The organism is Streptomyces sp. NPDC007264, from assembly GCF_042869095.1.
GTDB lineage: Bacteria > Actinomycetota > Actinomycetes > Streptomycetales > Streptomycetaceae > Streptomyces.
Genome location: NZ_JBIAFD010000010.1, coordinates 127,909 through 147,582, shown reverse-complemented (window position 1 = coordinate 147,582; position 19,674 = coordinate 127,909). Strand labels below are relative to the sequence as shown.

Here is a 19,674-nt window from a genome sequence, read left to right as displayed (position 1 = left end):
GCGTGGATTCAGCCCCCGTGACACCCCTCATACGCCCGCCCCGACCCGCACCAGCACTCCGCCCCCCGCTCCGGCGGCCAGGCCACCGCGCGGCCCCTGGCCGCCAGGGTCGTCGCGTACTGCGGTAGCAGCGTCACGTCGCCCGGTGACGTGCCCTCCGACGCCGCGAACGCCTCGTACGACGGGACCGTGCCGGTCACGATGCCCAGGTTCGCCGTGCCCGAGGCCGACAGTTCCCTCAGGGAGGCCTCTATCGTCCTCAGGTGCTCCTCGTGGGAGGAGTACTCGGCGGTCAGTGTCGGGTACGCCGCCACCAGCTCCGCCAGTTCGGGCGCCGGCCAGTGCAGCACCGCCACTGGGAACGGGCGGGACAGGGCCTCGCGGTAGGCGCCCAGTTCCGCGCGCAGGCGGCTGATCTCCGCCTCCAGCTCCGCAGGGTTGTCCGAGCCGAGGGACCAGATCCGCTTCGGGTCGTGGAGCTCGTCCAGCGAGACCCGGGAGGAGTGGAGGGTGTCCGCCACGGTGTCCCACTCGTCGTGCGGCGCGCCCAGCATGCGGCGGACCCGGTGGCGGCCGTACAGGAGCGGGTGGGTGGACTGCGGGGGGTTCGCCGCGTCGGCGACCAGGAGGCGCAGGCCCGCTGTGAACGTCTCCTCCGCCGCCTCCAGTTCGTCGTGCGACTCCAGCGACTCCGCGACGATCACCCAGGGGGCCGGGTCCCGGGGAGCGGCCGCGCGGACGCCTTCGATGATCGCCCGTGCCTCGGCCTCGTGGTCGTACTCCCACAGGTTCGACGCCTTCAGGGCGCGTACGAGGTGGGGGTTGTCCAACGGCTCGGGAGCGGACAGCAGACGGTCGTACAGCGCGGTCGCGGCGGGGCGGTCGCCGGCCAGCTCCCGGTGGGCCGCGGCCTGCAGCAGCAGGTGTTCCACGTCCTCGGGGTACAGACCGGCGGCCCGCTCCAGGCGCGCTGCTTCGGCGTTGTGGTCGACGTTCTCGGCAGGCGTGTCGGGGCGCATGGGGGACACCGTACTGCCGCCGACCGACAGAGGAGAGAGATTCGCAGGCCAGGGGGACGGAGGGGTTCGTCCCACCGGACACGGCGGGCCGGGGCCGGGGTGTCCGGGCGCGGCCAGGTCGTCGACGACGACCGCGCAGCGCGGCGACGGCCGGGGCGGCGGGCGGGCGGTTCGGCAGGTGATCAGCTCCGCGATATCACCGGTACGGCCGGAGGGGGTCGGCTGCCGGTGCGGCGCCCGGCTCCTGCGGTTCGGCGCGTTGAGCCGAGCGCGTCCAGGGGGCTCATGACCGGCGCACGTCCCTCTTGCGTGTTCTCTGACACACCCCGTAAGTTACCGACAGGTAGCCCGTCCCAACGACAACGCTCCCCAGCTTGCCCGCTCCGCCGCCGCCGTCTTCGCCCGCCGGCAGGAGGTCCTCGCGGCCCTCTTCCTGCGGCATGACCTGACGGAGGAGCGCAGCCGCCGACTCGGTGCCTTCGTCGTCGCCGCGGTCGAAGGCACGGTGATCATGTGCGGGGCCGAGCACATCGCTCGAAGGAGTCGCCATGCCCTCGCTCGACCGCCACGACAACGTCTTCGTCCTCGACCTCGGAGACGGAGAGAACCGCTTCCACCCCGACTGGATCACCGCCGTCGGCGCCGCACTCGACGAGGTCGAGAAGGCGGAGGGCCCCCGCGCCCTGGTCACCGCCGCCACCGGCAAGTTCTACTCCAACGGGCTCGACCTGGACTGGCTGTTCGCCCACGCCGACCAGCAGCACGACTACGTCGTCTCCGTCCACGAGCTGTTCGCGCGGATGCTGTCGCTGCCGGTCGTCACGGTGGCCGCACTGCAGGGGCACGCCTTCGCCGCCGGCGCGATGTTCTCCCTCGCCCACGACTTCCGCGTCATGCGCGCCGACCGCGGTTACTGGTGCCTGCCCGAAGCGGACATCAACATCCCCTTCACCCCCGGCATGGGCGCGCTCATCCAGTCCCGGCTCGCGCCGCAGACCGCGCACGAGGCCATGCTCACCGCCCGCCGTTACGGCGGCGCCGACGCCGCGGCCACCGGCATCGTCGACCAGGCGGTCGGCGAGGACGCCGTGCGCTCCAGCGCGATCGAGCTCGCCCAGGCGCAGGTGAACAAGGCCGGCGACACCCTCGGGATCATCAAGGCCCGCATGTACGGCCCGGCTCTGGCCACCCTGCGCGACACGACGAACCCGCTCGGCTGAGCCGACGCCGCACCGACCGCACCACCCCGTCCCCAGGCGTTCCGCCCGGGGACGGGCCGCCCCAGCCGTCCACCGACTGAGGGGACAGGGCCGGGGCCGACGTCGTTGCCGGACAGAGCGGTGCGTGACCATGGCCACTTGAAGCCGGAGCCCTTATCGTCCGACCCCATGCGCACCCGCGTCGTGCACCACACCACCCGGCGGCGTCGTGCCCTGCTCCGGCGTGGGCTGTGGAGTGGTGGTGAACTGTTGGTCACGCTCGGCGTCGTACTCATGCTGCTCGTCGTCCATCAGCTGTGGTGGACCAATCGTCAGGCCCGGCAGGGAGCCGAGCGCAAGGTGCAGGCGCTGGAGCGGGAGTGGGGCGAGCCCGCCGGCCCGTCGGCCGCCGGCTCGTCCGGTACGCCGGACGCGGGCGGCTCCCCCACAGGCTCCGCCACCGGACGGCGAAACCCGCAAAACCCGCAAGACCCGCGAGGGGTTGCCGCCGTCCGCCCCGCGCTCTCCCGTGCCTACGCCGTCCTCACCATTCCCCGGCTGTCCGTCCGCGTCCCCGTCGCCGAAGGCGTCAGCAAGTCCCGTGTGCTCAACCTGGGCTACGTCGGCCACTATCCGGGCACCGCCCAGCCCGGCGGGGCGGGGAACTTCGCGCTCGCCGGGCACCGCAACACGCACGGTGAGCCCTTCCGGCACCTCGACCGCCTGCGTCACGGGGACGCCGTCACCGTGGAGACGAAGTCCGCCGTCTACACCTACGTCGTCGACAGGACGCTCCCGCAGACCTCCGCCCGGGACGGGGGAGTCATCGCGCCCGTCCCGCGCAGCACCGTGAGACCGTCGTACGGGTACGACCGTCCCGGCTACTACCTCACGCTCACCACCTGCACCCCGGAGTACACCTCGCGGTACCGGCTCGTGGTGTGGGGCACGCTCGCCTCCATGCGGCCCCGGGCGTGAGCCTCAGGCCCGTTCGCGCAGCGCCAGCACCCCGAGTGCCCCGGCGAGCGCCAGCCCCGCCGAGACGATGGCGGCGATGTCCGCGCCGTGGGCGAGCGAGCCGCCGCCCGAGGTGACCACGGCGATCGTGAGGGCCACGCCCGCGCAGGAGCCGATGTAGCGGAACGTCTGCTGGGCCCCCGACCCCATCGCCGCGCGTTCGGCGGGTACCGAGTCCACCGCGACCAGCGGGAGCGCGGCGTTCAGCAGGCCGCTGCCGATGCCCCCGATCACCAGTCCGGGCAGCAGTCGGGCCCAGGAGTGCGCGCCGATCGCGCCCAGCATGGTCAGCACGCCGACGGCATGGAGCGCGAACCCGAGGGCCAGTTGGTGGCGCGGCGAGACCCGGCCCGCCAGCCGCTTCGCCTGGAGCGCGACCGCGAAGGAGAGCCCGGACCACAGCAGGAACAGCCATGCGGTGTCCATCGCCGTGAGGCCCAGTGCCCGCTGGAGCAGTGCCGGAAGGAAGCTGAACAGGCCGATCACCGCGAGGCCCGTGAACAGTCCGCCCGCGGCCGAGCCGAGGAAGCGGGGCCGGCGCAGCAGGGCGAGGTCGATCATCGGTACGCGGGTGCGGCGCTCGATGACGGCGAAGGCGGCGAGCAGGAGCACGGCCGCCGCGAGGAGCACCGCCACCGGCGTCCGCAGCCAGCCGTCGCGGCCCAGCGTCAGCGCGGCCACCAGGGACACGAGGGCGAGGCCGAACACGGAGGCGCCCGCGAGGTCCGGACGGCCGCCCCGAGGCGCGCGGGACTCGGTCAGCGCCCGGGGCGACAGGGCCGCCACGATCAGCGCCGCGACGCCCAGGACCCCGTACGCCACGCGCCATGTGGGCATCGCTCCCGCGATCAGCGGGCCCGCGGCGATGCCGCCGCTGACGAAAGCGCCCCACACGCCGGTCGCGTGCAGTCGGCCCCGAGGGGTCGGGAAGGCGTGCACCAGCAGGCCGAGGCTGCTCGCGAGGATCGCCGCGCTCGCCGCGCCCTGGGCGACGCGGGCCAGGGTGAACAGCCAGGTCGACGTCGCGAAGGCGCCGAGCGCGGTGGTGAGGCCGAGGGCCAGTGTGCCGGCCAGGAAGACCCGGCGGCGGCCGTAGTCGTCGGCGAGGCTGCCCGCCACCAGGAGGAGCGCGGCCAGCCCCAGCGGGGTGCCGTTGAGCAGCCATGCCTGCGCGGAGACGGGGGTGTGCAGGGCGGCGGCGGTGTCGGGGAGCGTGACCATCGGCGCGGTGTACGTCATCAGCGCCACGGCGGTGGCCGCGCTGGTCAGGGCGAGGGTGGGGGTCGCCCGGGGGGTGCCGTGGGGGGCGTGGGCGACAGGGGTGACGACAGGGGTGGCAGGGGTGACAGGGGTGGCGGGGGCGGCGGGGGCGGCGACGGTGTGCTCGTCGTGTTCCCTCGGTTCCGTGCGTTCCAGGGGTGACATGGCCTGCGCTTCCGGAGGGTGGTTCGAGAGGCGGGTTCCAGGTTCGGTCATTGAACCTGATGTGCGCGTACGACCGTAGCAGCAAAGGTTCGGTCATTGAACCAAACGGGAAAGTGGATTCGGTCACCGAACCCTCCTGCTCGGGACTGGCTACAGTGGAGCCATGGCTCTCGGCAAGGACTACGCCACGCAGGAGTGCGCCGTCGCCCGCGCGCTGGAGGTCATCGGCGAGCGCTGGACGCTGCTCATCGTGCGCGACGCCCTCTACGGCGTACGGCGCTACAACGACTTCCTCGTCCATCTCGGCATCCCCCGCGCCGTCCTCGCGGCCCGCCTCCAGAACCTGATCGCCGCGGGGATCCTGGAGAAGCGCCGCTACCAGGAGTCGCCCCCGCGGGACGAGTACGTCCTCACCGAGCGCGGCACGGCCCTGTGGCCCAGCCTGCGGGCGCTCGGTGTGTGGGGGCGCGAACACCTCAGCGGTGCGCGGCTGCGCTACTTCCGGCACGCGACCTGCGGGACGGACAAGGAGTTGGGGCCGTACGGCGAATGCCCCGCCTGCGGAACCGTCGTGCCCGTCGAGGACGTCGAGATGCTGCCGGGGCCCGGCCTCGACCTGGATCCGGCCGACCCGGTCAGCCGGGCGCTGCTGCGGCCGAAGAGGTTGCTGCAGCCGATCGAGACCGATCCTGTATAACAAGCCGGAGAGGCCACGTACGAGGGGAGGAGGCAGCCGGTGGTCCGGTTCCGGGTACGTCTGCGCCCAGCCGTCGTGCTGCTGCTCCTGCTCCTGGAGGTCGCCGCCCTCGACGCCGGCAGCCTCTCCGCCGCCGTCGCGCTCGCCGCGACCGCCGCGGTCGGCTCCGCGTTCGCCCTCTGTGCGCTGATCGCCGCCCGCAGCGTGCCCGCCGTGCCGCCGGCCCGGGTGCGCACGGCCATCCGCGACCGCGAGCACCGCACCGCCTTCCTGCCGCAACGGGACCCCGACGCCCGGGGACGCACCCGGCCGCGGGCACCGGGGCGAGCCCTTCCGGCGACCGCCGCGTAGGGCACGTCCGCGTCGTCCGCGCGTGACCCCGCGCGGGTCGTCCTGCCGACACCTCTTCCACCCGGCACGACGAGACCCCGGAGGGCTCACCCATGTCCGCGTTCATATCCGTGTTCGCCGGCCTGGTCGAACGGCTGGCCGACCTGCTCCAGCCTTTCTTCCACGCCTCCGCGGCGGCCGCCGCGATCGTCCTGTTCACCGCGTTCGTACGACTCCTGCTCCACCCCCTGTCCCGGGCCGCGGCGCGCGGACAGCGGGCGCGCGCCCGACTGCAGCCGAGGATCGCCGAGTTGCGTGCCCGGCACGCCGGGGACTCCGAGAGGCTCCAGCGGGAGGTCCTCGCGCTGCACGCGGAGGAGAAGGTCTCCCCGCTGTCCGGCTGCCTGCCCGGCCTCCTGCAACTGCCCGCCTTCTTCCTGCTGTACCAGCTGTTCTCGAACACGACCGTCGGCGGCCGGAGCAACGGCCTGCTCACCCACGCGTTGTTCGCCGCACCCCTCGGCGACCGGTGGGCCGACGCCCTCGGCCACGGCGGGCCCTTCGGGGCGGCGGGTCTCGTGTATCTCGTGCTGTTCGCGCTCGTCGCGGCGGTCGCCACCGTCACCTACCGGCGTACCAAGCGGACGACGGCCGCGAACCCGGTGCCGGCCGGAGACGGCGCGCAGGTGCCCGGTCTGGGCGCGGTCATCAGGGTCCAGCCGTTCCTGCCCTTCTTCACCCTGGTCACCGTGGCGGTGATCCCCCTCGCCGCCGCGCTGTACGTGGTGACCAGCACGACGTGGAGCGCCGTCGAGCGGGCCGTGCTCTACCGCTGAGCACGGCACGGCACGGCACGGTGGTCCGGTCCGTGAACGGGGTATTGCGGACCGGACGCCGAGCTTGGAAGATCGACCGGCCCTCCGACGGCCGCACCCCGGCCGCGCTCCGGCCGCACCGTCGGTTGGCCGCCCGCGATCGAGGGAGAATGTGACCATGAAGCTGCTGCGAGTCGGTACGGCGGGGGCGGAGCGGCCCGCGCTGCTCGACGCCGAGGGGACCCTGCGCGACCTGTCCGGTCTCGTCCCGGACATCGACGGACCGCTGCTCGCCGACGACGCGGCGCTCGGCAGGATCCGCGCCGCCGCCGAGGCGGGCGACCTGCCGCAGCTCGACGCCTCCGGGCTCCGCGTCGGCCCGCCGCTCGCCGGCATCGGCAAGATCGTCTGCATCGGCCTGAACTACCACGACCACGCCCGCGAGACCGGCGCGGAGCCGCCCGCCGAGCCGGTCATCTTCTTCAAGGCGCCGGACACGGTGGTCGGGCCCCACGACACGGTCCTCGTGCCGCGCGGGTCCACGAAGACCGACTGGGAGGTGGAACTGGCGGTCGTCATCGGCCGCACCGCCCGCTATCTGGAGTCGCACGAGGAGGCGCTCGCGCACGTCGCCGGGTACGCGGTGGCGCACGACGTCTCCGAGCGGGCGTTCCAGACCGAGCGCGGCGGCACCTGGGACAAGGGCAAGAACTGCGAGACGTTCAGCCCGCTGGGCCCCTGGCTGGTGACCGCGGACGAGGTGCCCGACCCGCAGGACCTGTTCTTGAAGCTGTGGGTCAACGGCGAGCTGAAGCAGCACGGGACGACCGCTGAGCAGATCTTCCCGGTCGCCGAAGTCGTGCGCTACGTCAGCCAGTTCATGACCCTGTACCCGGGTGACGTCATCAACACCGGTACGCCGGCGGGGGTCGCGCTCGGGCGGCCCGAGCCGAAGCCGTTCCTCCGGGCCGGTGACGTGGTCGAGCTGGAGGTCGAGGGGCTGGGGCGGCAACGGCAGGAGTTCAAGGACGCGTAGTGCCTCCGGTGCGCGGTGCCGCCGACTGCGCTCGGCGTTCCCGTCGTGGCGAAACGCCGAGCGTATCGTTGTACCGCGCGACTGCCCGCCACCGTGCGGCAGCGGGGAGGAGCGGCGACGGTGACTGTTCTCGTAGACAGGATCGTGATGGCCGAGCAGAGCGAGGAGCTCACCCTCGACAAGATGTTCGAGTGGCTGGAGCCCGCCCCCGAGGGATTCAAGGTCGAGATCGTCCGGGGGGCCATCTACATGTCGCCACAGCGCCAGACGCACTGGGAGATCATCCTCGACATCGTCGAGCAGTTGAGGACGCGTTACCCGCGCAATCGCATCGCCTCCGATGTCCGGATCGACTTTCCGGGCCGTCTCAATGGCTTCGCATGTGACATCGCGACCTTCAAGCCGCACGCGGTCAGGGACGACAAGGGGCGCTGGCGCTACCAGGACGTCCAGTTCGTGGCCGAGGTGATCTCCAAGGACACCGCGGCCAATGACTACGGGCCCAAGCGGGAGACGTACGCCCTCGCCGGGTACCGATCTATCTGATTGCCGACCCGTATACGGGAAGGTGCCATGTTCACATGCGCCCTGAAGGCGGTCAGTACTGCTCAACCCTGATCTTCCGCTTCGGTGAGGAGATCGACCTCAGCGAGACGGTTCTCGGCATCAAGCTGGCCACGGAGGAGTTCCCGCGTGAGGGCGACGCTCCCGGAGCCCCGGCGGCCCAGGGTCCGACAGCCTCACCGTGACCCCCTCGCGGGCCGAGCGCCGGGCCGCCTCCAGGACGTCGAGGGTCGCGGCCGCCTCCAGTGCGGTCACCGGGGCCGGGCCGCCCTCGCGCAGGGCTTTCGCGATCGCCGCGTAGTACGCCGGGTAGTCGCCGCGGAGCGTCGGTTCGGGGCGGCCCCCGCCGGTCTGCGGGGACTCACCGGAGCCCACGCGTCCCCACATGGACTCGGGTTCGACGCCCCAGCAGGGGCCCGGGCGCCTGCCCTCGCGCAGCGCCGCCTCCTGGGGGTCCAGGCCGTACTTCACATAGCCCGCGAGAGAGCCCAGCACCCGGAAACGGGGGCCGAGCTGGGCCGCGGTCGCGGAGACGTAGAGGTGGGAGCGGACGCCGTCGACGTGGGTGAGCGCGATGAACGTGTCGTCGTCCGCCTCCGCGCCCGGCCGGCGCACGTGCGACTCCGCGTACACGGAGGCGGCGGGGCCGAACAGGACGAGCGCCTGGTCGACGACATGACTGCCGAGGTCGTACAGCAGACCCCCGATCTCCGCCGGGTCACCGGACTCGCGCCACCCGCCCTTGGGCTGCGGCCGCCAGCGCTCGAAACGGGACTCGAAGCGCTGGATGTCGCCGAGCTCGCCCTCGGCCAGCAGCTTGCGGACGGTCAGGAAGTCGTTGTCCCAGCGGCGGTTCTGGAAGACGGACAGCAGCAGGCCGTGCTCCTCGGCCAGCGCCGCCAGCTCACGCGCCTCGGCCGCCGTCCCCGCGATCGGCTTGTCGACCACGACCGGCAGGCCCGCCTTGAGGGCGGCCGTCGCGATCGGGACGTGCGTCCTGTTCGGGGAGGCGATGACGATCAGGTCCAGCTCGCCGGCGCGGGGCCACAGCTCGTCGGGTGTGGCGGCCTGTCGCACCTCGGGGAACGCGGCGCGGGCCTGCTCACGCCGCCGCGGGTCCGAGGTGACGACCGTGTCGAGGACGAGGCCGGCGGTGGTGTCGATCAGCGGGGCGTGGAAGACGGAGCCCGCGAGGCCGAAGCCGACGAGGCCCACGCGGAGAGGGGCGGCGGGGCCACCCGGGGCTGTGCGCGTCATGGGCACCACTTTCGCAACGCTGTTGCCAAAGTGCAAGGGCAGGTCACAATGGAGGGCGTGAACGGGACGTGCGCGGGGTCGGTGGAGCGGGAGGCGGTCGTGGGGTCGGGGGAACCGTGGCGAGCGGAGTGAACCTGCCGGCGCTGCGCAGCCACAACGCGGCTCTCGTGCTGGACCTGCTGCGCACGGCGGGGGAGACCGGGATCAGCCGGCTGGAGCTGGCGGAGCGGACCGGCCTGACCCCGCAGGCCGTCAGCAAGATCACGGCCCGGCTGCGGGCGGACGGCCTCGCGACGGAGGCGGGCCGCCGCGCCTCCACCGGCGGCAAGCCGCGAACGGTGCTGCGGCTGGTGCCCGCGGCCGGGCACGCGGTGGGGCTGCACCTGGACCGGGACGAGGTACGGGTGGTGCTGTGCGACCTCACGGGCGCCGTGGTCGCCGAGCGCCGCTCCCCGCTCGACCTGGGCGCGGGCGCACGGAGCGTGGTGGAGCGGGCGGCCCGGGAGGTCGAGGGGCTGCTGTCCGAGGCCGGTCCCATGACCGAGGCCGGTCCCATGACCGAGGTCGGTCCCATGACCGAGGCTGGTCCCATGACCGAGGCTGGTCCCATGACCGGGGCAGGTCGCATGCCTGGGGCCGACGTGGTGTCCGAGGCGGGTCCCCTGCCCGGGGCGGCGGGCTCCACGCCCCGTACGGGCTCCACGTCTCGTACGGGCTCCACGTCTCGTACGGGCCCCGGGCCGTTGCTCGGTGTGGGTGTCGCGCTTCCGGGGCCGCTCGACCATCGGCACGGGGTGCTGCATCGCGTCACCGGGTTCCCCGAGTGGGACGGCTTTCCGCTGCGGGACGCGCTGGCGCGGCGGCTCGGCGTGCACGTGGCGATGGACAAGGACACCAACGCCGCCGCGCTGGGGCTCGCGCTGGGCGGTGCCGTCGAGGCCGCGGACCGGTCGTTCGCCTATCTGCACCTGGGTACCGGGCTCGGCGCCGGACTGGTCATCGGCGGGACCGTGCACCGGGGGCCGCGGACGGGGGCGGGGGAGTTCGGGCACCAGGTGATCCAGCTCGACGGGCCGCCCTGCGGCTGCGGCAACCGGGGCTGCATCGAGGCCCTGTGCCTCGCCGCCGTCGCCCGCGGTGACATGGAGGAGGCGGCGCGTGTCCTGGGCACGGGCGCCGCGAACCTGGCGCAACTGCTCGACATCGACCTGGTGCTGCTCGGCGGCCGCACCGTCGCCGCCCACCCGGAGTCCTTCGTCCGTGGAGTGGGCGCCGTCCTCGGCGAACGCGCCCGGCGCGAGGGCTCGACCCCGGCCGTCCCCGTGCGGGTCGCGCCCGGCGGGGAGCGCGGCGTCGCGGAGGGCGCGGCCCAGCTGCTGCTCGCGCCGCTCTTCGGACGGGCGGAGGGATGACTCCCCGGGGGCCCGGCGAGCGGGCCCGGCCACTGCGCTGATCGAGGGGACTTGGGCCGCGGGCTGCGGCCCTCAGGGCGTGGCGTGCCCCGGAGGCCCGCGCTGATGGCCGGTCATAATGTCATGCGACTGTTTCGACTGTTCCCGGTCCTGCCCTTCGCACTCGCCGCCACCGCCCTTCTCCCACAGGCCGCCGCCGGCGCGGCTCCCTCCGCTGGAGTCCTCGCCGACCGGGAGTCCGCCTGCGTGGCGCCCACGGGTCACGCCTTCCCCCTCACCACCCGCATCCACGGCGGTCCCGAGGCATACGAGCCCGGCGGCGCCGGCCGCACCTGGTTCATCGACCTCAAGAACACGACCGCGCAATCCTGCGGGGGCATCCACCCGGTGGTCGTCCTCGTCGACTTCAAGCGCACGCTGACGGTCGCCCAGCCCAAGCTCGAGTTCTTCGAGGGGGACCGTGCGCACCCGGTCACCTTCGAACACACCGCCCGGGACGAACTGGTCGGCGCGTTCGACGACGGTTTCGCCGGGTTCACGGTCGCGCCGGGGCAGACGCTCGCCGTGAAGGTGCGGCTGACGCTCGCACCCGGCACCAAGCCGAACGACGTCATGGCGAAGGCGGCGATCGTGCAGCGGCAGGGCGGCGACGGCGACTGGGTCGGCGAGTCGAACTACTACCGGTTCCGGATCGATGGCGGGGACGGCCATGCCGATGACCAGGCGGGGACGCCACCGGCATCGGACTCGCCGTCGCCCTCGCGCGCGCCCTCGCCGTCGTCCTCGTCGTCCCCTCTCTCGGCCCCACCCGCCTCCTCACCCGCGCCCACCTCCCTGCCCAGCCCCGTGGGCAAGGAACTGGCCAACACCGGGCCGCAGCCGCCGCACGGCATCAGTCCGACGACCGTCGGCCTGCTCCTGGTGGCGGGCGGCGGCCTCGTCGCGGCCTGCCCCTTCCTGCTGCGCCGCCGCTGAGCCCGCCCGCAGGGCCGGGACGTCCCCGCGGGGCCGGTGTGTCCCCACCGACTGGTGCGTGCCCGCCGGCCCGGTGTGTCCCCACCGACCGATGCGTGCCTGCCGGCCGGTGTGTCCACCGACCGGTGCGTGCCCGGCGGGATCGGGTCGGACCGGTCCTGATTACGCTGGGGCCCTGGGCGCCCGCCTTCATCGTCATGCGGGCGCCCCCGCTTCCCCGTTGCGTACGGCAGGAGATCGCACATGGCAGAGCGCAGGCCCATCGCGTCATGGCTCACCGACATGGACGGTGTGCTCATCCACGAGGGCGTCCCGATCCCCGGTGCCGACTCCTTCCTCAAGAAGCTGCGCGAATCCGGCAAGCCGTTCCTGGTGCTCACCAACAATTCCATCTACACTCCGCGCGACCTGCACGCCCGGCTGCACCGCATGGGGCTGGACGTGCCGGCCGAGAGCATCTGGACCTCGGCGCTGGCCACCGCCCAGTTCCTGGACGACCAGCGGCCCGGCGGCACGGCGTACGTCATCGGTGAGGCCGGACTGACCACGGCGCTGCACGACATCGGCTACGTCCTGACCGACCACGAGCCCGACTACGTCGTCCTCGGCGAGACCCGCACCTACTCCTTCGAGGCGATGACCAAGGCGGTCCGGCTGATCAAGGCGGGGGCCCGCTTCATCTGCACCAACCCCGACGAGACCGGCCCGTCCACCGAGGGCCCGCTGCCCGCCACCGGCGCGGTCGCGGCGCTGATCACCAAGGCGACCGGCAAGCAGCCGTACTTCGCGGGCAAGCCGAACCCGCTGATGATGCGGACCGGGCTGAACACCATCGGGGCCCACTCCGAGAACAGCGCGATGATCGGCGACCGGATGGACACCGACGTGCTGGCCGGGATGGAGGCCGGGATGCAGACGTTCCTGGTGCTCACCGGGCTGACCACGCCGGAGGAGATCGACCGCTACCCGTACCGCCCCTCCCACGTCGTGCCCTCGATCGCGGACCTCGTCGACCTCGTCTGACGGCCCCGGGCGGTCACCCGCCCCGGAGCCCTGCCCGCCCCGCCCGGTGGACGCCGTCGAACAGCGCCCGGTGGAGGCCATCCGGCGCAGCGCCCGCTCCCGTACGGAGTAGTCGAGGGTTCCTTCCGGATGCGCCGGAGTGCCCGGAGGGGGAACCTCCTGATATCGGGAGGTTTCACGATGGGTTCACTTCGGCTCACTCTCTGTGCGGGGGCCGTCGTCGCAGTCGCCCTCGGGCCCGCCGCGTACGCGGCCGAGGCGCGGGGCGTCTCCCTGACCCCGGGGTCCCCCGCACCCGCCACCGGTGTCCGGCCGGCCGTGCGCGGGTGCTCCGACGCGACGGGCACGACAGGCACGACAGGCACGACAGGCGTGGCGGGTGTGGCGGGCGTGGCAGGCACGACAGACGCGAGAGCTGCAGATACGACGGGCAGGGGTGGGCCGGTCGCGTCGGCCGCGTTCGTCGCGGACGGCCGGTTCGTCGCCCGGGTCGTCGGTCGGCACGGCACGCTCCCCGGCGGCACCGGTGTCCTCCTCCGGGCGGCGCCGGGCAGGTACGCCGTCACGGCCGGCTGCGACGGCCGGACGGTGAAGGGGCCGCTCACCGTCGGCGCCCCCAGGGCGGCCGCCCCGACCGGCCCGGTCCTCCCGCCCGCCCTGGCGTCCCCGGCGCCTCGGACGCCGCCGAGCGCTTCGAGACCCCCGATGGCCGCACCGACCCCGACCCCCACCGGCCGGGAGTCGCGCAGTGTGCCGCTCTCGCCGTCCGCCCCCTCCTCGCCGGTCGCGCCGGTACCCGCGGGCGGCGGCGGCACCGCGCGCGTGGCGTCCTCCGGGGCCCGGAACACCGGGCCCGGCGTGGGGCAGGCGGTCATCGGTCTCGTGCTGGCGAGCGCCGCCGCCGTCGCGGTCTTCGCCCGGGGGGCCCGCCGGGACCCCGGCGCGGAGTGAACCGTGTCCGAGCACGAGCGTTCCTCCGGTACCGGGCGGCTGCTGATGGGTGTCGCCTGGGTGGTCCTGCTGCTCGGGCTGTGGCTGTGGGGCCGGGAGGTGACCGACGTACGCCAGGGGATCTCCGCGCCGACAACCGGTGACATGGCCGCCGCCGGCCGGCCACCCGACGCCGAACTACCGCCCGCGGTCGAGCCGTTGGGGCGGGCCGTGCCGCTGCGCGTCGACATCCCCGTGATACGGGTGCAGGCGCCGGTCGTGGCGCGCGGACTGGACCGGCGGGGCGCGATCGAGCCGCCGCCCTTCGACCAGCCCGGGGTGGTCGGGTGGTACGCGGGCGGGGTGAGGCCCGGCGCCGCGGGGACCGCGCTGTTCGTCGGGCACGTCGACACCGAGACCAAGCCCGCCGTCTTCTACAAGCTCAGCACGCTGCGTTCCGGGGCGAAGGTGCGGGTGGTCCGCGACGACGGGCGCGTCGCCGAGTTCACCGTGGAGGACGTCAAGGTCCTCGACCGTGAGCACTTCGACGCCCGCCGGGCCTACGGGACCCGGCAGTCGGGCCGGGCCGAGCTGCGGCTGATCACCTGCGGCGGCAGGTTCGACCGGGCGAGCCGCTCGTACACCGCGAACGTGGTGGTGTCCGCGTACCTGACGGGCGGCGGCCGCTGACGACCGCGGTGCCCCCCGGCAACGGGTGCAACAGCTCTGGGAGAAGCCTCCGACGGCGTCGTGGGAGACGCGGAGGTATGCCACGATTGGGGGTAAGACGGTACACCCAGGGGGGAGTTGGATGTACGGGACGAGGGGTGTGGGGGCTTGGGCCGCGGCGGCGGTGGGGGCCGCCGTGCTGCTGGCCGGGTGTTCCTCCGCCGGGGGCGGGGGCGCGAAGGACGACGGGGGCGCCGGGATCACCCAGCGGCCGAAGTCCTCGGACCCGTTCTGGGTCAACCCGGACGGGAACGCGGCCCGGCAGGTCGCCGCGTACGAGAAGGCCGGGAGGACGGCCGAGGCGGACCGGATCAGGAGGATCGCCGAGCAGCCGACGGGGGAGTGGATCGGGCCGGAGAACCCCGAGGCGGAGGCACGGGGCTTCACCGAGGCCGCCCGGAAGGCGGACCGGACGGCGATCCTGGTGCTCTACAACGTCCCGCACCGCGACTGCGGGCAGTTCTCGCAGGGCGGCGCGGCGGACGGCGACGCGTACCGGGCGTGGATCGACGGGGTGGCCCGGGGCATCGGGGACCGGCACGCGACGGTCGTCCTGGAACCGGACGCGGTGCTGCACATGGTGGACGGCTGCACGCCCAGCAGGTTCCACGAGGAGCGCTACGACCTGCTGGAGGGCGCGGTCACCACGCTCACGGCGCTGAAGAACACGACGGTGTACCTGGACGCGGGCAATCCGGGCTGGCAGCACCCCGACCAGATCTTCCAGCCGCTCCAGCGGGCCGGCGTCGACCGGGCCGACGGCTTCGCGGTGAACGTCTCCAACTTCTACTCGACCCAGGACGCGATCGCCTACGGCAAGCAGTTGTCGGCGAAGATCGGCGGGAAGCACTTTGTGATCGACACGAGCCGCAACGGCAACGGGCCCTACACGCAAGGCGATCCGGGGCAGCGCTGGTGCAATCCGCCGGGCCGGGCCCTGGGCGAGGCGCCCACGACGAGGACGGCGGACCCGCTGGTGGACGCGTACCTGTGGGTCAAGCGCCCCGGCGAGTCGGACGGCTCGTGCAAGGGGGGACCGAAGGCCGGGGAGTGGTGGGCGGCCTACGCGCTCGGACTGACCGGGGCCGGCATCTGACCCCTCCCCCCCGCGTGACCCAGGGGGGCGCCCTCCGCGGTGGAGGGCGCCCCCCTGTGCCGACGACAGGGGCCTAGGGAACCCTCACCCACTGCGCCTTGCTGGGCGTTCCCCGGTCGTCGTCCGCGAACAGCATGTACCAGCCCGACGGGACGAGATTGCGGTTCGTCGGGACGGTCACCGTGATCCTGTTCCCCGATGTCGTGAAGTCCAGCGCGATCGAGCGCTGGTCGACGTCCGTGACGTGCGTCGACGCGCTCGGGCGGATCAGCCGGACCTTCTTGATCGTCGACGCGTGCCGCGAGGTGAACGTGCCCGACGCGCCGCGCGCGAGGGTCCGTGGGCCGCCCGACAGGGAGGGCCGCGCGCCCCGGTACAGATAGGGCGGCGTGTAGATCTCGATGCGCTGCTCGAACGTGCCGGGCCGGGTGTTGGCCTTGTCGCCGTACAGCGAGTCGGAGCCGAAGAACATCACGCGGCCGTCGGGCAGCAGGATCGAGCCCGCGTGGTAGTTGCGGCCGACCAGGGGGTCGGCGACCCGCTGGAACGTGTCGGTGTCCGGGTGGTAGACGCGCGCCTGCCGGATGTCGGAGTCGCCTCGCCCGCGGTAGTCCTCGGAGCCGCCGGAGACCAGCACCGTGTCGTCGGGCAGGACCGAGGACTGCGGGTAGCGGGTGCCCTTCTCCAGGGACGGCCCGTCCACGAAGCGCGGGTTCTTCGCCTTGAGGTCGATCAGCCGCGTCTTCCTGCTGGACAGCTTCGACTCGCCGACCCCGCCGCCCCCGATCACCAGGAACCTCTCGTCCTGTGCGGGCGGCAGCAGCACCGTGCCGGAGGTCTCCATCATGCTGGGATCGCCGAGCCCGGGCACCTTCGTGAACGTGTTGGCGGCCACGTCCCAGACGCCCGGGTCGCGGCCCACGTCGTCCGGCCCGTAGCCCGCGTTGGAGCCCGAGTAGAAGATCTTGCCGTTCTGCATCAGGAACAGCGCCGGGTAGGTCGGGAACTGCCGGGTCTTCCTGGTGTACGTCCACGTCCGGGTCGCGGGGTCGAAGATCTCGTTCTTGCCCGGGACCAGCTGCCCGATGTCGTCCAGCCCGGAGACGCTCAGGATCCTGCCGTCGCTGAGGGTGGTGAGGGTCGGGTACCAGCGGGCCTCGTGCATCGGGTCGACCGTGATGTACCTCTCGGCGACCGGGTCGAACTCGTAGGAGTCCCGGATGCCCTGGAAGTCCTTCTTGTCGAGCGCGAGCTTCTGCGCGATGCCGTAGGTGTTGCGTGCGTCGACGCCGGCCAGTCCCCGGATGCGGTAGTTGTCCTGGGTGCCGGTCTCGTAGCGGGAGCCGCTCTTCTTCGCCTCGACGTAGATGCGGCCGAGACCCGGGTCGTTGCGCAGGAACCTGCCGGTGCGGTCGAAGACCTTCTTCGCGCGCGGCACCAGGACCGGGTCCTTGGAGACGAAGGTCTTGTGGTCGGCCCGGCCGGTGAACACGGTGCCCGCGGGCAGCGTGATCGGCTTGTCGGGGTTCTCGTTGTGGACGATCATCAGGCCGCCGGCCTTGGTGACGTCACCCTTCAGCTTCTCGTACCGCTTGGTGCCGCCGGCGATCAGCAGGTTGCCGTTGGCCAGTTGGGTGTGACCGGTGCAGAACAGGTCCTTGGGCGTGGGGATCTTCTTGATCGTGCCCTTGACCGGGTCCCAGAGGCGGGTGTCGAACTTCTTCTTGTCGAAGTTGTCCTGGTTGTTGCCGGAGCCCGCGATCAGCAGCACCTTGCCGGTGTGCAGGAGCGCCGCGTGAATGGTGTCCTGCCGGTACCGCTCGGGGAACTCGACGATCTGCCAGTGCCCGTTCTCGGCCTTGTACTCTGCCTTGTTGATCGTGTACTCGTGGTACCGCTCCGTCCCGAAGCGGTACAGCCACGGCCCGTTCATGCCGGCCAGCGCGAGGACGACCACGGTGCCGATCGCGAGACGGCGTGCACGGCGGTGGCCGGCCCGGTCCTTCATTTCTTGCGCCCTTCGAGGGCGATCCGCACGGTCTGCTCGGGGCCCTCGGGTCCGGCCCACACGGGTCGCCGGCCCGCCGCGTGTGCGCCGGCGGCCTGCTGCGGCACCGCCACCGCGTCCTGGGGCTCGTCCGCGACGGCCGGGTCGGCCGGGTTCCTGCTCTCCCGCCGTAGCGTCCAGCGCCATACGGCGATGGGTGAGGCCGTGATCAGCAGGGCGATCGAGGCCCAGGTGATCATCGCGGGGTGGGCGTGACCGAAGAGGAAGCCGGCGACGATGGAGCAGCCGAAGACCAGAACGAAGAACAGGTGGATCCGGAAGGTCCCCAGCAGCGTGTCGGGGCTCGCCGAATCGCCCTTGGGCGTGACCACGAACCTGCTCCTGCGGCGCAGCACGGCGTCCATGAGCGAGCGGGCGTAGACCGGTGCGGACAGCGCCGACATCACCATGCCGGCCACACCGCCGGAGCCCTCCGGCTCGTGCGGTGAGACATTGTGCCGGCGGTTCCAGACGTACAGGCCGATCTGCAGCGCGGAGGCGTTGCCGTACAGCATCAGCCAGACCGTCGGGTCGATGTTCACACCCGAGGCGCCCAGCCCCAGGAACAGCGCACAACTCAGCGCTGCCAGGATCCAGTTGGCCGCCGACATCGGGTAGAAGATGATCATCATGGTGTAGTTGAAGAGCCTGCCCGGCGGCAGCGAGAAGAAGCCCTTCCAGTACTGCTTGAGAATCGTCTCGTACGTCCCCCGGGACCAGCGCAGCTGCTGGGTGAAGAAGTCGGTCCAGGCGCCGGGGCCCTCACCGACCGCGAGCACGTCCGGGGTGTACACCGACTTCCACTTCTTCCCGGTGGCCGGATTGCGGTGGCGGTGCATCTCGAAGCCGGTGGCCATGTCCTCGGTGATCGAGTCGTACAGACCGCCGATCTGCTTCAGGGCGGAGATCCGTACGGCGTTGGAGGTGCCGACGAACATCGGGGTGCCGTAGCGGTTGCCGGCCCGCTGGATCAGCGCGTGGAAGAGGAACTGCTGCGACTCGGCGGCCTTGGTGACAAAGGCGTCGTAGTTGCCGTACACCTGCGGGCCGATGACGAAGCCGACGTCCGGGTCGCGGAAGAAGCCCAGCATCCGCTCCAGGTAGTTGGGCAGCGGCACGTGGTCGGTGTCCACGGAGGCGAAGTAGTCGTAGGCGTCGCCGTGCGCCTCCAGCCACGCGTTGTAGTTGCCGTGCTTGGTCCTGGCGCGGTACGGCCCCTTGGGCCGGTTCCAGCGTTCGACGCCCTTGCGGGTGAAGTGGTGCACGCCGAGGCGCTCGCAGACCGCCTTGACCTCCGGGTCGTCGCCCTCGTCGAGGAGCCAGACGTGCAGCAGGCCCCGGTGCCGCAGCCGCACGGCCGCCTCCAGGGTCCTCGTCACCATCGACAGCGGTTCCTTGCCGGGAACGTACGTGGTGAGGAAGGCCACTCTCGTGCCGGTCTCCGGCACCACCGGGACCGGGTCGCGGGCGACGAGCGTGGCGTGCGCGTTCGAGAGCACGTTCATGCAGCGGAAGAACTCGATCAGACCGATCGAGACGAGCATGACGGCGTCGAGGACCGGCAGGAAGGCGTACTGGGGATAGGCGCGGGCGGTCCAGTGTTCGGGCTGGAGCAGCCAGCCGAGCAGGACCAGCGACAGCAGCGGCGCGGCGCCCAGCATGAGGGCGGCGCGGATGCGGTGCGGCTCCTGCGAGAGCAGGGAGCGGTACCGGACCCGGTACGGCCGGTCCGGATCCGGCTGGGTGAGCGGTCCCGCCAGCCGGCTGTAGTGCTCGTAGTCGTATCTCGGCAGGGTCTTCCTGATCCGGCGGAGGCTGCCGGTGTGACCGGTCCGATGCGACGGCACCCGGAGCCGGGTGGTCGGTGACGGGTCGATGTTGTGCCGGGCACTCGTGGACGTCATGAGTCATCCCCCCCGCACGCACCACGTGCGTGTGTTCCTCGTTCGTGTCGTCCGCGGCGGCCCCCCAGGCCGTGGCGGACGGATCCGTGACAGGTCGGCGCGGCCACGTCACCCACACCTGTGGACACGGGTGCGCCCCACCTTCCGGTTGCGGGGACGCCCCCCTCGGCATCCGTTCCGGCGAGGTCCCCGTCCCCGC

General features: G+C 72.6%; 18 protein-coding genes and 1 pseudogene. 14 read left to right on the top strand and 5 right to left on the bottom strand.

Annotated elements, in window-relative coordinates; translation table 11 throughout:
- Nucleotides 1–8: 8 nt before the first annotated feature.
- Nucleotides 9–1,019, bottom strand: a complete 1,011-nt coding sequence (locus tag ACFYMU_RS19240; RefSeq protein WP_388374303.1) for a hypothetical protein — start codon at nucleotides 1,017–1,019, stop codon at nucleotides 9–11.
- Nucleotides 1,020–1,335: 316 nt separating this feature from the next.
- On the opposite strand from ACFYMU_RS19240, the pseudogene ACFYMU_RS19235 reads away from it, so the two are divergent.
- From ACFYMU_RS19235 to ACFYMU_RS19225, 3 genes and pseudogenes are all read left to right on the top strand, one after another.
- Nucleotides 1,336–1,488, top strand: a pseudogene (locus tag ACFYMU_RS19235) (hypothetical protein); the annotation flags it as partial.
- Nucleotides 1,489–1,567: 79 nt separating this feature from the next.
- The gene (locus ACFYMU_RS19230; RefSeq protein ID WP_388374301.1) at nucleotides 1,568–2,239 is read left to right on the top strand and encodes an enoyl-CoA hydratase-related protein; all 672 of its coding nucleotides are present in this window, start codon (nucleotides 1,568–1,570) and stop codon (nucleotides 2,237–2,239) included.
- Nucleotides 2,240–2,407: 168 nt separating this feature from the next.
- Nucleotides 2,408–3,196, top strand: coding sequence for a class E sortase (locus ACFYMU_RS19225; protein ID WP_388374299.1), 789 nt, complete (start codon nucleotides 2,408–2,410; stop codon nucleotides 3,194–3,196).
- A gap of 3 nt (nucleotides 3,197–3,199) precedes the next feature.
- Here ACFYMU_RS19225 and ACFYMU_RS19220 read toward each other — a convergent pair whose 3' ends face one another.
- Nucleotides 3,200–4,660, bottom strand: coding sequence for an MFS transporter (locus ACFYMU_RS19220; RefSeq protein WP_388374297.1), 1,461 nt, complete (start codon nucleotides 4,658–4,660; stop codon nucleotides 3,200–3,202).
- A 163-nt stretch (nucleotides 4,661–4,823) separates the two neighbouring features.
- Here ACFYMU_RS19220 and ACFYMU_RS19215 point away from each other — a divergent pair, with 163 nt between their 5' ends.
- From ACFYMU_RS19215 to ACFYMU_RS19195, 5 genes are all read left to right on the top strand, one after another.
- Complete coding sequence (locus ACFYMU_RS19215; RefSeq protein ID WP_388374295.1) at nucleotides 4,824–5,357, top strand: winged helix-turn-helix transcriptional regulator; 534 nt, start codon at nucleotides 4,824–4,826, stop codon at nucleotides 5,355–5,357.
- 39 nt (nucleotides 5,358–5,396) lie between these two features.
- Nucleotides 5,397–5,708 (top strand): DUF6412 domain-containing protein, encoded by a 312-nt coding sequence (locus ACFYMU_RS19210; protein WP_388374293.1) that lies wholly within the window; start codon nucleotides 5,397–5,399, stop codon nucleotides 5,706–5,708.
- Nucleotides 5,709–5,812: 104 nt separating this feature from the next.
- Nucleotides 5,813–6,523: a YidC/Oxa1 family membrane protein insertase gene (locus tag ACFYMU_RS19205; protein WP_388374549.1), complete on the top strand. Its 711-nt coding sequence runs from the start codon at nucleotides 5,813–5,815 to the stop codon at nucleotides 6,521–6,523.
- A gap of 157 nt (nucleotides 6,524–6,680) precedes the next feature.
- On the top strand, nucleotides 6,681–7,538 hold the full coding sequence (locus ACFYMU_RS19200) for a fumarylacetoacetate hydrolase family protein (RefSeq protein WP_388374291.1): 858 nt from the start codon (nucleotides 6,681–6,683) through the stop codon (nucleotides 7,536–7,538).
- A gap of 120 nt (nucleotides 7,539–7,658) precedes the next feature.
- The gene (locus tag ACFYMU_RS19195; protein ID WP_388374289.1) at nucleotides 7,659–8,084 is read left to right on the top strand and encodes a Uma2 family endonuclease; all 426 of its coding nucleotides are present in this window, start codon (nucleotides 7,659–7,661) and stop codon (nucleotides 8,082–8,084) included.
- Between the two features lie 120 nt (nucleotides 8,085–8,204).
- Here ACFYMU_RS19195 and ACFYMU_RS19190 read toward each other — a convergent pair whose 3' ends face one another.
- Nucleotides 8,205–9,359 (bottom strand): Gfo/Idh/MocA family oxidoreductase, encoded by a 1,155-nt coding sequence (locus tag ACFYMU_RS19190; RefSeq protein ID WP_388374287.1) that lies wholly within the window; start codon nucleotides 9,357–9,359, stop codon nucleotides 8,205–8,207.
- Between the two features lie 68 nt (nucleotides 9,360–9,427).
- Between ACFYMU_RS19190 and ACFYMU_RS19185 the strand changes: the two genes are divergently transcribed.
- From ACFYMU_RS19185 to ACFYMU_RS19160, 6 genes are all read left to right on the top strand, one after another.
- Complete coding sequence (locus ACFYMU_RS19185; RefSeq protein WP_388374285.1) at nucleotides 9,428–10,771, top strand: ROK family protein; 1,344 nt, start codon at nucleotides 9,428–9,430, stop codon at nucleotides 10,769–10,771.
- A gap of 123 nt (nucleotides 10,772–10,894) precedes the next feature.
- Entirely contained in the window at nucleotides 10,895–11,746 is an 852-nt protein-coding gene (locus tag ACFYMU_RS19180; RefSeq protein ID WP_388374283.1) for a hypothetical protein, read from the top strand.
- Between the two features lie 243 nt (nucleotides 11,747–11,989).
- The gene (locus ACFYMU_RS19175; RefSeq protein WP_388374281.1) at nucleotides 11,990–12,769 is read left to right on the top strand and encodes an HAD-IIA family hydrolase; all 780 of its coding nucleotides are present in this window, start codon (nucleotides 11,990–11,992) and stop codon (nucleotides 12,767–12,769) included.
- A 390-nt stretch (nucleotides 12,770–13,159) separates the two neighbouring features.
- Entirely contained in the window at nucleotides 13,160–13,720 is a 561-nt protein-coding gene (locus ACFYMU_RS19170; protein WP_388374279.1) for a hypothetical protein, read from the top strand.
- 3 nt (nucleotides 13,721–13,723) lie between these two features.
- Nucleotides 13,724–14,389 carry a class F sortase gene (locus tag ACFYMU_RS19165; protein WP_388374278.1) on the top strand — a complete coding sequence of 222 codons (666 nt, stop codon included), beginning with the start codon at nucleotides 13,724–13,726 and terminating at the stop codon, nucleotides 14,387–14,389.
- 121 nt (nucleotides 14,390–14,510) lie between these two features.
- Nucleotides 14,511–15,524, top strand: a complete 1,014-nt coding sequence (locus ACFYMU_RS19160; protein ID WP_388374276.1) for a glycoside hydrolase family 6 protein — start codon at nucleotides 14,511–14,513, stop codon at nucleotides 15,522–15,524.
- 73 nt (nucleotides 15,525–15,597) lie between these two features.
- On the opposite strand, the gene ACFYMU_RS19155 is transcribed toward ACFYMU_RS19160, so the two are convergent.
- Together ACFYMU_RS19155 and ACFYMU_RS19150 are read right to left on the bottom strand one after the other, a co-directional pair.
- Complete coding sequence (locus ACFYMU_RS19155; protein WP_388374274.1) at nucleotides 15,598–17,532, bottom strand: galactose oxidase-like domain-containing protein; 1,935 nt, start codon at nucleotides 17,530–17,532, stop codon at nucleotides 15,598–15,600.
- Nucleotides 17,529–19,475, bottom strand: coding sequence for a glycosyltransferase family 2 protein (locus tag ACFYMU_RS19150; RefSeq protein ID WP_388374272.1), 1,947 nt, complete (start codon nucleotides 19,473–19,475; stop codon nucleotides 17,529–17,531). The genes ACFYMU_RS19155 and ACFYMU_RS19150 overlap by 4 nt, the downstream gene beginning before the upstream one ends.
- Between the last annotated feature and the right edge of the window lie 199 nt (nucleotides 19,476–19,674).

Bases quoted from the DNA above. Each gene is read 5' to 3' on its own strand.
- ACFYMU_RS19240 (WP_388374303.1), bottom strand. From the start codon at position 1,019: ATGCGCCCCGACACGCCTGCCGAGAACGTCGACCACAACGCCGAAGCA.
- ACFYMU_RS19230 (WP_388374301.1), top strand. From the start codon at position 1,568: ATGCCCTCGCTCGACCGCCACGACAACGTCTTCGTCCTCGACCTCGGA.
- ACFYMU_RS19225 (WP_388374299.1), top strand. From the start codon at position 2,408: ATGCGCACCCGCGTCGTGCACCACACCACCCGGCGGCGTCGTGCCCTG.
- ACFYMU_RS19220 (WP_388374297.1), bottom strand. From the start codon at position 4,660: ATGTCACCCCTGGAACGCACGGAACCGAGGGAACACGACGAGCACACC.
- ACFYMU_RS19215 (WP_388374295.1), top strand. From the start codon at position 4,824: ATGGCTCTCGGCAAGGACTACGCCACGCAGGAGTGCGCCGTCGCCCGC.
- ACFYMU_RS19200 (WP_388374291.1), top strand. From the start codon at position 6,681: ATGAAGCTGCTGCGAGTCGGTACGGCGGGGGCGGAGCGGCCCGCGCTG.
- ACFYMU_RS19190 (WP_388374287.1), bottom strand. From the start codon at position 9,359: ATGACGCGCACAGCCCCGGGTGGCCCCGCCGCCCCTCTCCGCGTGGGC.
- ACFYMU_RS19180 (WP_388374283.1), top strand. From the start codon at position 10,895: ATGCGACTGTTTCGACTGTTCCCGGTCCTGCCCTTCGCACTCGCCGCC.
- ACFYMU_RS19175 (WP_388374281.1), top strand. From the start codon at position 11,990: ATGGCAGAGCGCAGGCCCATCGCGTCATGGCTCACCGACATGGACGGT.
- ACFYMU_RS19160 (WP_388374276.1), top strand. From the start codon at position 14,511: ATGTACGGGACGAGGGGTGTGGGGGCTTGGGCCGCGGCGGCGGTGGGG.
- ACFYMU_RS19155 (WP_388374274.1), bottom strand. From the start codon at position 17,532: ATGAAGGACCGGGCCGGCCACCGCCGTGCACGCCGTCTCGCGATCGGC.
- ACFYMU_RS19150 (WP_388374272.1), bottom strand. From the start codon at position 19,475: ATGACGTCCACGAGTGCCCGGCACAACATCGACCCGTCACCGACCACC.